Origin of the sequence: Pseudoalteromonas sp. BZB3 (assembly GCF_040104455.1) — a bacterium.
Taxonomy (GTDB): Bacteria; Pseudomonadota; Gammaproteobacteria; order Enterobacterales; family Alteromonadaceae; genus Pseudoalteromonas.
In genome coordinates, this window is record NZ_JBECOS010000004.1 from 115,675 (window position 1) to 128,612 (window position 12,938).

Annotated in this window: 12 protein-coding genes, 1 tRNA gene and 1 pseudogene; 8 read left to right on the forward strand and 6 right to left on the reverse strand. The window is 43.6% G+C overall.

Annotated elements, in window-relative coordinates; translation table 11 throughout:
* The first annotated feature begins 44 nt into the window (after positions 1 to 44).
* Positions 45 to 1,379 carry a tetratricopeptide repeat protein gene (locus tag ABMY35_RS04760; RefSeq protein WP_349285241.1) on the forward strand — a complete coding sequence of 445 codons (1,335 nt, stop codon included), beginning with the start codon at positions 45 to 47 and terminating at the stop codon, positions 1,377 to 1,379.
* A 131-nt stretch (positions 1,380 to 1,510) separates the two neighbouring features.
* Here ABMY35_RS04760 and cysQ read toward each other — a convergent pair whose 3' ends face one another.
* From cysQ to cysG, 6 genes are all read right to left on the reverse strand, one after another.
* Positions 1,511 to 2,281, reverse strand: a complete 771-nt coding sequence (gene cysQ, locus ABMY35_RS04765; RefSeq protein WP_349285242.1) for a 3'(2'),5'-bisphosphate nucleotidase CysQ — start codon at positions 2,279 to 2,281, stop codon at positions 1,511 to 1,513.
* A 3-nt stretch (positions 2,282 to 2,284) separates the two neighbouring features.
* A complete protein-coding gene (cysC, locus tag ABMY35_RS04770) occupies positions 2,285 to 2,881 on the reverse strand; it encodes an adenylyl-sulfate kinase (RefSeq protein ID WP_058028501.1) in 597 nt (198 codons plus the stop codon).
* A gap of 12 nt (positions 2,882 to 2,893) precedes the next feature.
* Positions 2,894 to 4,618, reverse strand: coding sequence for an SLC13 family permease (locus tag ABMY35_RS04775; RefSeq protein ID WP_349285243.1), 1,725 nt, complete (start codon positions 4,616 to 4,618; stop codon positions 2,894 to 2,896).
* Positions 4,619 to 4,777: 159 nt separating this feature from the next.
* The gene (cysN, locus tag ABMY35_RS04780) at positions 4,778 to 6,193 is read right to left on the reverse strand and encodes a sulfate adenylyltransferase subunit CysN (RefSeq protein ID WP_349285244.1); all 1,416 of its coding nucleotides are present in this window, start codon (positions 6,191 to 6,193) and stop codon (positions 4,778 to 4,780) included.
* Positions 6,193 to 7,092: a sulfate adenylyltransferase subunit CysD gene (gene cysD, locus ABMY35_RS04785; RefSeq protein ID WP_058028504.1), complete on the reverse strand. Its 900-nt coding sequence runs from the start codon at positions 7,090 to 7,092 to the stop codon at positions 6,193 to 6,195. The genes cysN and cysD overlap by 1 nt, the downstream gene beginning before the upstream one ends.
* Before the next feature lie 36 nt (positions 7,093 to 7,128).
* A complete protein-coding gene (cysG, locus tag ABMY35_RS04790) occupies positions 7,129 to 8,550 on the reverse strand; it encodes a siroheme synthase CysG (RefSeq protein ID WP_349285251.1) in 1,422 nt (473 codons plus the stop codon).
* Between the two features lie 338 nt (positions 8,551 to 8,888).
* On the opposite strand from cysG, the gene deoC reads away from it, so the two are divergent.
* The 7 genes and pseudogenes from deoC (at position 8,889) to rplA (ending at position 12,717) form a co-directional block, all read left to right on the forward strand.
* Complete coding sequence (gene deoC / locus ABMY35_RS04795; RefSeq protein ID WP_349285245.1) at positions 8,889 to 9,632, forward strand: deoxyribose-phosphate aldolase; 744 nt, start codon at positions 8,889 to 8,891, stop codon at positions 9,630 to 9,632.
* Positions 9,625 to 10,131, forward strand: a pseudogene (locus ABMY35_RS04800) (hypothetical protein). The gene deoC and the pseudogene ABMY35_RS04800 overlap by 8 nt, the downstream one beginning before the upstream one ends.
* A 135-nt stretch (positions 10,132 to 10,266) precedes the next feature.
* Positions 10,267 to 10,343: transfer RNA gene (locus ABMY35_RS04805), tRNA-Trp, on the forward strand.
* 132 nt (positions 10,344 to 10,475) lie between these two features.
* Positions 10,476 to 10,853, forward strand: a complete 378-nt coding sequence (gene secE / locus ABMY35_RS04810; RefSeq protein ID WP_058028507.1) for a preprotein translocase subunit SecE — start codon at positions 10,476 to 10,478, stop codon at positions 10,851 to 10,853.
* A gap of 4 nt (positions 10,854 to 10,857) precedes the next feature.
* Complete coding sequence (gene nusG / locus ABMY35_RS04815; RefSeq protein ID WP_130256507.1) at positions 10,858 to 11,415, forward strand: transcription termination/antitermination protein NusG; 558 nt, start codon at positions 10,858 to 10,860, stop codon at positions 11,413 to 11,415.
* A 162-nt stretch (positions 11,416 to 11,577) separates the two neighbouring features.
* Positions 11,578 to 12,006 carry a 50S ribosomal protein L11 gene (gene rplK / locus ABMY35_RS04820; RefSeq protein WP_010387320.1) on the forward strand — a complete coding sequence of 143 codons (429 nt, stop codon included), beginning with the start codon at positions 11,578 to 11,580 and terminating at the stop codon, positions 12,004 to 12,006.
* 6 nt (positions 12,007 to 12,012) lie between these two features.
* Positions 12,013 to 12,717 (forward strand): 50S ribosomal protein L1, encoded by a 705-nt coding sequence (gene rplA / locus ABMY35_RS04825; protein ID WP_058028509.1) that lies wholly within the window; start codon positions 12,013 to 12,015, stop codon positions 12,715 to 12,717.
* Positions 12,718 to 12,938: the final 221 nt, after the last annotated feature.

Sequence of the window (12,938 nt, forward strand, 5' to 3'; positions counted from 1 at the left end):
GAACGATTTTGAGCGATGAGTTTGGCTAGAATAAAGGGAAGAGAATGAAAGTATCACAGATATCTATCGGGCTGGTGGTAGCGCTGATGCTCTCGGCCTGTACGAGTTTGGTTGAGAAAGGTGACAAGCTGTATGGCAAAGGCATGTACCAACAAGCAGCAGAATTCTACGAAAAAGCGCTTTTAGAGGACCCTGAAGACGTAGAGGCAAAACAGCGCCTTGCTGAAACGCGCAGTAAAATCATCGACAGAGGTTTGATTGAAGTGCGTATGCTGCGCTTAGGTGCAAACTATAAAGGTGCAGCCAGTAAACTAGAGTCCTTGCTGGCAAGTCAAAATAAATGGCATGTTGAGACTATGGGGGCGCAGGCTGCGACTCAGCGTGAAGAAGTACTAGCCGTAGAAGGGTGGTTGAAAACGGAAGCCAAGCAGCTTGCGGGTTTATCTCAACCTGATCCATTTAAATGGTTTGAGCATGAATATCGTAATTTAATTGCCAATGCACAGCTTGCAGGTGAACTGCAGCAATACAGAGACACTCTAAATAAAGCCGGTAAACAACAATGCCTAGCTTTGGCAGAGCAAGTGCAAGGTCAACGCTTTTATTTACATGAGTTGACGCAGCGATACTGTGCTCTTTGGCAACAGCCTGTGAGTTTAACATTAGATAAATCTGATAAATCACGTTTTACTGGTTTGAAAGTGAATAAGCGTGAACGTTTTAAAACATCCAATGCTCAGGCCCATCGCTATGCACTTCGTAATACGCAAGCAGAGCTTGAGCAAGCTTTTCAGTCGAGCCCTTGGTTTAGTCACGCAGGCATTGCCGCTTTATCTCTCACCTTGGAGGGTAAAGCACAATACCGTAAACAAACGTCTTACCGACAGGTTGAAAAGCGATATGTAGTGACTGAGCTAAAGCCTGATCCAAAAGATGCAAATAATAAGTTGGCGACAGATGTTGAAAAGGCATTCGCCTATCAGCTAAAGGAACATAAAGAGACCTATTCAGTGAATGTAAGCTACTCGGGTAATTTGCTGGGAATGCGCTTATCTAACAGTGAATCAGGCTCTTATGATAATCTCACCCGCAGTCATAATATTGAGTTTGCAGAAGCTGATGTCGCTCCACTCAGTGCTGATTATATCAATCAGGTGCAAAAGTTTGAGCAGCACTTAACGCAATTAAGTACTGACTTTAGTAGTGATCTGAATAAACTTTGGCAGCAAAGGTATTGCTCTATGGTTAATCAGTCATTTGTCGCTGAGCAGGCTTTACGCTGTGCTCAGATTGAACCTGATAATGACTTTGTGAATCGTTGGGCTAAGCAAACATTTGGTGTGGACTATAAAGCGATGCAGGTGCTTTACGGAATTTAATACAATTAAAAAAGCGAAGCCTTACTCAAAAGTGCTTCGCTTTTTTATTTAACTTGTCCAAGCTAATCGGACGAGTCACTCGGGCGAATCATTCGTACGAGTAACTTGTTCCATAAGTCCAACAAGTAAGTTTAAGCCTCTAATCTCGATACGATAAAGTAAGGATTGAGGTAACTTTCTTTTTGATTGTACGTCAGTGCTGAACCATCAACTTGGGTAATGGTCGCGCCTGCAATTTCTGCCACAGCATGACCTGCACCTGTATCCCATTCAGACGTAGGACCTAAACGCGGGTAAACATCAGCTTCCCCTTCGGCGACTAAGCAAAGCTTTAGAGAACTGCCTTTCGGTACCATTTCTACATCATCAAACTGCTCAAGATAAGCGGCTAAATCCGGCGATGGATGTGAGCGAGAGCCAACTACTTTGATAAGACCAGTATTGGCTTTCTTAGTGACTTTGAGTTCTATACGTGCTTCGTCGCATTGCTTGAATGCTCCAACGGCTTCTGCAGCCAGGTAACTGACATTTAAAGCAGGTGCGTGTACCACGCCTAAAATAGGTTTACCAGCTTTGATAAGCGCGATATTAACGGTGAATTCGCCATTCTTTTTAATGAACTCTTTGGTGCCATCAATTGGGTCAACTAGCCAATACTGGTTCCAAGTTTGACGTGTTGCCCAATCAATACCAGCACTCTCTTCACTTAATACCGGAATATCAGGGGTAAGTTGTTGCAAGCCAGCTGCAATGACTTTGTGTGCAGCCAGATCCGCATCGGTCACTGGACTTTCATCTTCTTTGTACTCAACGTTAAAGTTTTTCGCATAGATGCCCATAATGGCATCGCCTGCTTCAACGCTCAGTTGTAAAATTTCTTCTAACAGATCCGTTTGATTCATTACTTATCCAATTACTTGCTTGTCTTTCAGATACGCTACCAGTTGTTGTACTGATTGTTCAAGGCTATTCGCGCTGGTATCGATACGGATCTCAGGATTAACAGGTACTTGGTAATCTGAATCTATGCCCGTGAAGTGCTTAATTTCACCGGCACGTGCTTTTTTATATAAGCCTTTAGGGTCTCGTTGCTCACAGACATCTAACGGCGTATCTAAAAAGACCTCGATGAATTCACCGTCACCGACAAGGTTACGTACCATGTCGCGCTCAGCTTGGAATGGCGAAATAAACGCGGTGAGTACCACAAGTCCTGCGTCTACCATAAGCTTGCTTAGCTCACCAACACGGCGAATATTTTCGACGCGGTCTTCATCGCTGAAGCCTAAGTCTTTGCACAAACCATGACGCACGTTGTCGCCATCAAGCAGGTAAGTGTGCACGCCTTGCTGGTGAAGGGCACTTTCTAGTGCACCTGCAACGGTACTTTTACCTGAGCCTGAAAAACCGGTGAACCATAAAATCACTGGTTTGTGACCTTTTTGCTCGCTGCGTTGTGACTTGTTTACGGCATAGTTATGCCAAACGATATTTTCATCCATTGCATCACCTATTTAAAAAGGGAAAACCAGCGGTATTAAGGTCAACACCGTGATTGAATAAATAATTGAAAGCGGTAAGCCGACCGTAACATAGTCTTTAATACGGTAGTTACCTGCACTGTACACCATGAGGTTGGTTTGATAGCCAAATGGTGAAATAAAACTCGCCGATGCGCCAAATGCCACTGCCATCACAAAAGGTAATGGGCTCACATCAAAACCAATGGCGAGTGCAAAGGCCACAGGGAAAGAAAGCGCTGCCGCTGCGTTATTGGTAATGAGTTCCGTGAAAATCACGGTCATCACAAAAATAGCGATAAAAGCGCCATATGGACCGAAGTCACCGAGCAAATAAAAAAGTGCATTTGAAATTTGTGATGCCAGTCCGGTATCTATCATTAATTTAGCTAAGCCAATGGCGCTTCCAACAATAGCAAGTAGCTCGATGGGAAAACGGCGCTTCAATTCACTAACCTTAATAGCGCCTATAGCAAATAGCGCGATTAAAAATACCAGTAACCCTTTAACTAGCGGTACCACATCAAAAATGCTTAACCCAATAACGGCCACAAAACCCGCTAATACCAAATTAGACTTTTTCGACTTAAGATGGGTTTGTAAATCAAGGCCTGAAATATACACGAACTCACGCTTTAAGTTAGGTAACTGATAGAACTCTGAGCCCGGCGCCAAAATAAGAGAGTCACCCGCCTGTAAGCGCACTTGCCCTAAACCCCCTTGTAATCGGTCATGCCCACGGCGGATAGCAATTACGGCTGCGTGAACTTGTTCACGGAAACGCACCTCTTTGACAGTTTTACCGACAAAGCGAGATGACTGGCTGATCACCACCTCGACTAAATGCTCAACGTCTTTTTCATGCTTGTCATGGACGATTTTCAAACCATCAAAACGTTGTAATAAAGGTACTGATTTGATGTCGCCAACAAACAATAAGATGTCGCCTTGTTGAATAACTTGCTGAGGCGTCACGGCACAAATACGGCGGTCACCATGAATGATTTCAGCTAAGAATAAATCTTTTAAATCACGCAGACCGTTTTCTTCTACGGTGCGGCCAATTAGTTTTGAACCAGCTTCGACTTTGCCTTCAAGATAAAAAGGCACCACTTCTTGGTCTTGTTTACCGTGATCAGGTAAATACTTTAGTAGCACTATAATGGTGATCAGGCCGACACTGAGTGCGCCTAAGCCCACGAGCGTAAAATCAAAAAAGCCCAGTGGTTGCATGCCCGCTTCAACGGCAAAACCATTGACGATTAAATTTGTAGAGGTGCCGATAAGGGTTAAGGTGCCCCCTAAAATGGCGGTATAAGACAGCGGTAATAATAATTTTGAAGGCGAGTGGGTTGGGCTGTCTTTTATCGCTGAAATTAATGACGCCACCACTGCGGTATTATTAGTAAAAGACGATAAAAACGCAGTGGATAAGCCAAGCTTCATGACTGATTTAGAAAGACTGCCTTTTGCTAACGATTGTGCAAGACCTTGCACTAGGGTTGTTTTCTCGATGGCAATCGACACCAAGATCAACAGAATAAGGGTGATAAGAGATGGGTTAGCATAGTTGGCTAACATCTCTTCTAACTCAATGAGACCAGTTAAATAGCCGGTGCCAATGGCACCGACAAATAACCAAGCTGGATTTAGGCGAGTGCCAAAAAGGCAACCCACCAATGCCAGCATAATGCCTGTTAATATGATCTGTTCGTACATCTAGCTTTAGCTCCACATAACAGGCAATTACCCGTTGTCCTTCACAATGCACGGTTGTTGGCTTCGCGCATTCGCCAAATCACATAGATTAACTATGCTCATTGGTCTCATTTGCTTGCCGCCTACGTGCATTACGAATTTCATAAGGTAATAAACAGCTTATTTAAGCTTGGTAATATCAAGCGCTTGCCAGTGCGGGAAGTGCTTGCGAACTAGGGCATTAAACTCAACTTCAAAGTCGCTAAACTCTGAGTTTTGCGTTGCTTGCTCTGAAAGTAATGCTTCAATCATGCCTGCACCAATCGTCAGGTTTGATAAACGGTCGATCAGAATGAATGCGCCAGTTTCGTGGTTGTTGCGATATATATCAGCCACAATGCTTTCAGTCAGCTCTAGTGTCACAATCGCAATTTCGTTTAACTGTAGGCTGTCAGCTTGACCTTGCTCTAAGGTGTTTACATCAATGGTATGGTCAATTTTCTTCACGATAGCAGCGGTGTTTTTGCTACCTAACTTGAAGTTATAACTCTTACCTAGCACTAACGGCTCTTCGTGCATCCACACAAGTTTTGCTTGCACTTGGTTTGTTACAGCAGCTGTTGAGTCAGCAGGTACGATCACATCACCACGGCTTACATCAACTTCATCGTTTAATGTAATTGTGAATGCTTGGCCTGTTTGCGCTTGCTCTAAGTTACCGTCAAAGGTCACTAGCTCTTTGATGCTAGATTGCTTGCCAGATGGTAATACCTTAACCGCTTGACCAACCGTTAATGAGCCCGATGTTAATGTGCCTTGGAAGCCACGGAAATCAAGGTTTGGACGTACAACATACTGAACAGGGAAGCGCGCTTCAAAGTCTGTATTCGCCTCTGCTGCTGGAGAATCTTCAAGTAACTCAAGCAATGGCTTATCTGTGTAATAAGGTGTGTGCTCAGAACGCGTTACGACGTTGTCGCCTTTAAGCGCCGACATAGGCACAAACTTGATGTCAGATACGTTTAACTGCTCAGCAAACTTCAAATAGTCAGCTTTGATTTTTTCAAATACGGCTTCGTCAAAGTCCACGATGTCCATCTTGTTGATGGCAACAACGAACTGCTTGATACCTAATGAATCACAGATAAAGCTATGACGCTTAGTTTGAATTTGCACACCGTAGCGCGCATCAACTAAGATGATAGCTAAGTCACTCGTAGACGCACCTGTTACCATGTTACGTGTGTATTGCTCGTGTCCTGGTGTGTCAGCAATGATGAATTTACGCTTCGCCGTTGAGAAATAACGGTACGCAACATCAATGGTAATACCTTGCTCACGTTCAGCTTGTAGACCGTCAACAAGCAGTGCTAAATCAAGCTCTTCACCTGCGTTACCCACTTTTTCGTTGTCTTTGTGAAGTGCAGCAAGCTGATCTTCATAAATTTGGTGGCTGTCGTGTAATAGACGACCGATAAGCGTTGATTTACCGTCATCCACGCTACCACAAGTCATCATGCGTAAAAGGCTTTTGTCTTGTTGGCGCGCTAGATAAGCGTCGATACCTAATTCTCTTACTTCATTTGCCGTAGACATTAGAAATACCCCTCACGTTTTTTCTTCTCCATCGAGCCTGATGAATCATGGTCAATTACTCGGCCTTCACGCTCAGAAGAGGTAGAAAGCAACATTTCTTCGATGATGCCAGTCAGAGTGTTTGCTTCTGACTCAACCGCACCGGTTAGTGGGTAACAGCCTAACGTACGGAAACGCACAGATTTCATTTCAGGTACTTCGCCTTCGTTTAATGGCATACGCTCATCGTCAACCATGATTAACGTACCGTCGCGCTCAACAACTGGACGCTTTTCAGAAAGGTACAATGGCACGATTTCGATATTTTCTTGATAGATGTATTGCCAAATGTCTAGCTCAGTCCAGTTAGACAGTGGGAATACACGGATTGATTCGCCCGGGTTAACCTGACCGTTGTAGGTGTTCCAAAGCTCAGGACGTTGGTTTTTAGGATCCCAACGGTGATGCTTATCACGGAATGAATACACACGTTCTTTTGCACGCGACTTTTCTTCGTCACGACGCGCACCACCAAAAGCAGCATCAAAGCCGTATTTGTCTAGTGCTTGTTTTAAGCCTTGTGTTTTCATCACGTCAGTGTGTTTAGCTGAACCGTGCGTAAACGGACCCACGCCCATGGCAATGCCTTCTGGGTTTTTGTGGACGATTAAGTCAAAGTTATATTCTTTTGCTAAGCGGTCACGGAATTCGATCATCTCGCGGAATTTCCAATCTGTGTCTACGTGTAGTAGAGGGAAAGGAATTTTCGCTGGGAAGAATGCTTTACGCGCTAAGTGTAAAAGTACAGATGAGTCTTTACCGATAGAGTAAAGCATCACTGGGTTTTCAAACTCGGCTGCGACTTCGCGAATAATCTTTATACTTTCAGCTTCTAATTGCTGAAGGTGTGTTAAAGCCATTGTCGTCGTCCTACTTAAAAATTAAAAATAAAATCGTTACGCCACATCGGTCAGTGGCTGAGCAAAACTGCTGATCTGTGCACTTTGCCCAAACCAAGCTAACTCTTCATGTAAAGCAGCTACTTCTCCGATGATCAGTAGTGCTGGTGAGACAATCTCATGTGCCTCAATTTGTTCGGCCAATTGGCCTAATTCGGTTCTAACTACGCGTTGATTCTTACGAGTACCATTTTCAACGATTGCAACTGGGGTGTTAGCACTGCGGCCATGCTCAAGTAATTTAGCCTGAATATGCGGTGATTTGATCACGCCCATATAAATTGCCAACGTTTGGTTAGGCTTAGCAAGCCCTTGCCAATCTAACTCTTGGCCGTCCTTTTTACAGTGACCCGTTACAAACTGGATTGCTTGTGCATGATCTCTGTGCGTCAAAGGAATACCAGCATAGGCACTACATCCAGCTGCGGCTGTAATGCCCGGTACGATTTGATAACGTACATCGTGGGCTTTCAGTATTTGTACTTCTTCACCACCACGACCGTAAATAAACGGATCGCCACCTTTAATTCGGCAGACTTTTTTGCCTTGTTTCGCAAGGTCAACCAACATCTGATTGGTGTCTTCTTGCTTAACGCTGTGGTAGTTAAGTCGTTTACCGACACAAATTAAATCTGCATCGCGACGTACTAAATCCATAATCTCATCAGAGACGAGGTAGTCATACACCACAACATCGGCTTGTTGCATAAGCTGAAGCGCTTTGAGTGTTAGCAGCTCAGGATCGCCCGGGCCGGCACCAATTACATATACTTCACCTTCCGGCTCAGCTTTAGCGTCGAGCATGTCGTGTAGTTGTTTGGTCGCAGCTTCGGTATCGCCTACCTGCACTTTACTCACCACACTTGAATCGAACACGCTTTCCCAAAATTGGCGGCGATCGGCAAAATGCTTAAAGCGTGACTTTACCTTATCTCTGAAACTGCCTACTAAGGTTGCTAATGGGCCAATGTGCTGTGGAATAAGCGTTTCTAACTTCTCACGTAAACGTCGTGCTAAAACCGGCGCAGTGCCTGCGCTTGAAATTGCAATGGTAATTGGGTCACGGTCAACAATAGACGGGAAAATAAACGAGCACTTAGGCTGGTCGTCTACCACGTTGACGAAAATATTATGCTGGTTTGCTAATTCAAATACGGTGTTATTAACCGACTCAACATCAGTAGCAGCAATAACAAGCATTTTGCCTGCAAGGTGAGACTCATTAAAATAGTCTTTAATTAGCGTAACTTCGCCATCTTGCTCGGCATCGAGTAACTCTTGGCAAAACTCAGGGGCTACAATCGTTACATCCGCACGTGCTTTTAAAAATGCACGCGCTTTACGAAGTGCAACATCACCGCCGCCGACAACCAGCACCGGTTTGTTATCAAGTTTGGTAAAGATAGGTAAGTACTGCACCATTTGCCCCTTAGTTATATTCATATTCTGCTATTTTTATCGTGCAGAACATTACAGAGCAGCAGAATATAGCGGCTTTGAAACAGGAAAAAATAATTAAAACCTAGTCTATATAACTAAAAGTTATAGAAGGGGGTTTGATTTGGTTTAAGGCTTTATTTACAAGCCCTTGAGCTAAGTTTTAGCTACTTAATTTAGCTTATTATGTTTGGTTATGAGATATGCTAAACAGATAAATTTGATTTTGAGCAGAGTCTTTAGCGGACAAATGCCCTAGGATTGAGGAGATACATTCACTTAACTTTGGTGAATGACTCACACATACACGGGATAGCACAATGACAATACAACAAGATGCAGCACAAGCATTGTCCTTAATGGACCTCACATCCTTAAATGAAAACGATACAGAGCAATCTATATTAGCATTGCTTGATAGTGTCCGTCCTGAGATAGGTCTGCCAGCTGCCATTTGCGTTTATTCACAATTTGTTGATTTAGTAAAAAAAGAACTGACAAGAAGAAACTGGCAGTCAGTTAAAGTTGCAACAGTGACAAACTTTTATGATGGCGAGCAGTCATTAGACTCGGTGCTTAATGAAACAAAACAAGCTTTATTAGACGGGGCTGACGAAATTGATTTAGTGATCCCATATAAAGAAGTGATACAGGGCGAGCTAGAGAATACCAAACTGTATGTTCATAAGAGCAAGCAGTTATGCACAGAGTATGATGCTTGTCTCAAAGTAATCATAGAAAGTGGTGAGCTAAAAGTGCCTGAGCTTATTTGCAAAGCAAGTAGCTTAGTGATAGAAGCGGGTGCAGACTTTATTAAAACTAGCACCGGAAAAGTGCCTGTTAATGCCACTTTAGAAGCAACTGAAATTATGCTTGATGCAATTAATTCATCAGGCCGAGAAGTTGGCTTTAAAGCTGCTGGCGGGGTAAGAACAGTGAATGATGCGAGTGCTTACTTACGACTTGCTGAACAAAAACTAGAATGCAGTAGTTTGACGCCAGCGCAATTCAGATTCGGCGCATCAGGCTTACTAAAAGATATTCATAACACCTTAGATGCATAGATACAGTGAGCAAGAAAAAATAGAACTTGAGCATGAAGCGGCCAAGTTATTTTTAAAATGTTACGAAAAGGCGTATGGCACCCCTATGCGCCATATCTGGCATAATGAATCACGAAAACCCGATGTCAGCTGTTACCAAGGTGATCAGAAACTCGACATTGAAGTGGCGCATTTGTATGCCAGTGAAACCGAAGCTATGGCTGTACTTGGCAGACCGCTATCGTTATCGATGCAACAAGAATTGGCTGTGATGTCTCAGGCACCGTCTGAACAGCAGCTCAAAGTGGCATTAGGACGGTTGTTGAATCAAAAAGCCAAGAAAAGCTATCAATCAGAGCGGACATAGTTGTTGATCCGTAACGCCAGTCCGATTTGGCATTACGATGATTTTAAAAATGTGCAGGCACAATTAAGCTTTCCAGATACCCACCCATTTGAGCAAATCTGGTTATTGTGTGATTTTCATCATGGTGACTTTTACAGCTGGCATAATCGTTAAAATGCGCGAATGTTTTTGTTTGATTTATAACCATTGCTGGCGTGAGATTAGCTTAAGATTTGACAAAATTAAAATTTGCGCATCTTTTACTCTTGTTTTCGCTTTGTTCGTCAGTATAATGGGCATCCACTTTGCAGGGGCGTAGTTCCAATTGGTAGAACAGCGGTCTCCAAAACCGATGGTTGCGGGTTCGAGTCCTGCCGCCCCTGCCAATTCATACAGCTAGTCTAAACCTAAAATAATGTGGCCGTTCAATGAACCTCTCGCTTATTTGTAGATTTGGATTAATGGATTTACCCTGCCATATGCAGGGTCGTTGTGTCTGTATTTAAGGTAAATTTTTTATGAGCACGAATGTAGAAACTCCGTCAAACTCGATGGATACGGTTAAGTGGCTAGTATCAATTGCATTGCTATTAGGTGCAGTTGTAGGTAATTACATGTACGCTGACCTATCTGTGTTAGTGCGTGCGGTAGGTGTTGTTGTTGCAGTAGCAGCCGCTTTAGGTCTACTGGCAACTACTGAAAAAGGTCGTACTTTTATTGCTTTTGCAAAAGAGTCTAGAATTGAAGTACGCAAGGTTGTTTGGCCAACGCGTCAAGAAACAACGCATACAACTTTTATCGTAATGCTAGCAACAGTGGTAATGGCGTTAATCCTTTGGGGTTTAGACGGCATTTTATTCCGTATTGTTGGCTTTTTAACTGGATTGGAGATCTGATCCCATGTCGGATGAGAACAAAGAAAAGAAATTACGCTGGTACGTAATTCAAGCGTTTTCGGGTTTCGAAAAGCGCGTTGCTCAAACAATCATTGAGCACATTAAGATCGAAGGCTTAGAAGATAGCTTTGGTGAAGTACTAGTCCCTACTGAAGAAGTAGTTGAAATGCGTGCTGGTCAAAAGCGCAAATCTGAGCGTAAGTTCTTCCCAGGTTATGTTCTAGTTGAAATGGACATGAACGATGCGAGCTGGCACTTAGTAAACAGCACGCCACGTGTAATGGGTTTCATTGGTGGTACGTCTGATCGTCCAGCACCAATCAGCAAAAAAGAAGCTGACCGTATTCTTAACCGTATTCAAGAAAATGCTGAAGCGCCTAAGCCTGCAACATTATTTGAAGTGGGTGAAGTGGTACGCGTGAACGATGGTCCATTCGCAGACTTCAGTGGTGTAGTTGAAGAGGTTGATTATGAGAAGAGCCGCTTAAAAGTGTCTGTTCTTATCTTCGGTCGTTCTACACCAGTTGACCTAGAATTTGGTCAGGTAGAAAAAGACAAATAATTTCTTTTCGAAGAGATTGAAAAAGGCCGCTGGTTAATCTATAATCAGCGGCCTTTTGTTATCTGGTATAGCAAAAGCACAGATTTTTTTAATTTGGGAAGCCGCTTGAGTACGCGTCCTCGCGCGCACAAGGCAAAGACCCAACTAACGAGGTTATTTAAAATGGCAAAGAAAGTTGAAGCTCTAATCAAGCTACAAGTTGCTGCTGGTATGGCTAATCCTAGTCCTCCAGTAGGTCCTGCACTAGGTCAACACGGTGTAAACATCATGGAATTCTGTAAAGCGTTCAACGCACGTACAGAGTCTATCGAGAAAGGCGCTCCGGTTCCTGTAATCATCTCTGTTTACAACGACCGTTCATTCACTTTCGACATGAAAACTCCACCTGCTTCTTACCTTCTTAAGAAAGCAGCTGGCATCAAGTCTGGTTCTGGCCGCCCTAACACAGAAAAAGTGGGTACAGTAACACGTGCTCAACTAGAAGAGATCGTTGAGACTAAACGTCCTGATCTTACTGCTGCTGATATGGATGCAGCTGTACGCACGATTGCAGGTTCTGCACGTGCAATGGGCTTGAATGTAGAAGGGTAATTGAGAATGGCTAAATTAACTAAGCGTATGCGCGTAATCCGCGAAAAAGTTGACGTAACTAAAGAGTACGAAATCAACGAAGCTGTTGCTCTTCTTAAAGAACTAGCTACTGCTAAATTCACTGAAAGTGTTGACGTTGCTGTTAACCTTGGTATCGATGCACGTAAATCTGACCAAAACGTTCGTGGTGCAACTGTACTTCCAAACGGTACTGGCCGTGAAGTTCGCGTTGCTGTATTCACAGCTGGCGCAAACGCTGAAGCTGCTAAAGAAGCGGGTGCTGATTTAGTAGGTATGGAAGAGCTTGCTGAGCAAGTTAAGAAAGGCGAAATGAACTTTGACGTTGTTGTTGCTTCTCCAGATGCAATGCGCGTTGTTGGTCAACTAGGTCAAATCCTAGGTCCACGTGGTCTTATGCCTAACCCTAAAACTGGTACTGTAACACCTAACGTTGCAGAAGCAGTTAAAAATGCTAAAGCTGGTCAGGTTCGTTACCGTAACGACAAGAACGGTATCGTTCACACGACTATCGGTAAAGTTGACTTCACTGCTGAACAGCTACAACAAAACCTTGAAGCACTACTTGTTGCGCTTAAGAAGGCTAAGCCTTCTCAAGCGAAAGGTACTTACTTGAAGAAAGTAAGCATCTCAACAACTATGGGCGCAGGTGTTGCTGTTGACCAAGCTACTCTAAACACGCAAGTAGCGTAATTTAGAAATTAGCATTTACATGGCGTAAAATTTGAACTATAATTGCGCGCCATTTCGTTGAGAACGTGTTCTTTAACGAAGTAAAGAATTCGGGTTGAAGCGCATAATTTCGTGTATTGTTAACCAGTTGGTCTACAATCAAACGATAAATTGCGTTTCCGTCCAAGACCGTAGGTGGTGAAAGCCTTAATAATCCCTACGTAGACGGTGTGAATCCCAGC

What these genes read in the sequence shown, in the direction of transcription:
- secE (WP_058028507.1), top strand. Translation starts at nt 10,476, where the DNA reads ATGAGCACGAATGTAGAAACTCCGTCAAACTCGATGGATACGGTTAAG.
- cysQ (WP_349285242.1), bottom strand. Translation starts at nt 2,281, where the DNA reads ATGAATCAAACGGATCTGTTAGAAGAAATTTTACAACTGAGCGTTGAA.
- rplK (WP_010387320.1), top strand. Translation starts at nt 11,578, where the DNA reads ATGGCAAAGAAAGTTGAAGCTCTAATCAAGCTACAAGTTGCTGCTGGT.
- cysC (WP_058028501.1), bottom strand. Translation starts at nt 2,881, where the DNA reads ATGGATGAAAATATCGTTTGGCATAACTATGCCGTAAACAAGTCACAA.
- ABMY35_RS04760 (WP_349285241.1), top strand. Translation starts at nt 45, where the DNA reads ATGAAAGTATCACAGATATCTATCGGGCTGGTGGTAGCGCTGATGCTC.
- ABMY35_RS04775 (WP_349285243.1), bottom strand. Translation starts at nt 4,618, where the DNA reads ATGTACGAACAGATCATATTAACAGGCATTATGCTGGCATTGGTGGGT.
- cysD (WP_058028504.1), bottom strand. Translation starts at nt 7,092, where the DNA reads ATGGCTTTAACACACCTTCAGCAATTAGAAGCTGAAAGTATAAAGATT.
- cysN (WP_349285244.1), bottom strand. Translation starts at nt 6,193, where the DNA reads ATGTCTACGGCAAATGAAGTAAGAGAATTAGGTATCGACGCTTATCTA.
- deoC (WP_349285245.1), top strand. Translation starts at nt 8,889, where the DNA reads ATGACAATACAACAAGATGCAGCACAAGCATTGTCCTTAATGGACCTC.
- rplA (WP_058028509.1), top strand. Translation starts at nt 12,013, where the DNA reads ATGGCTAAATTAACTAAGCGTATGCGCGTAATCCGCGAAAAAGTTGAC.
- nusG (WP_130256507.1), top strand. Translation starts at nt 10,858, where the DNA reads ATGTCGGATGAGAACAAAGAAAAGAAATTACGCTGGTACGTAATTCAA.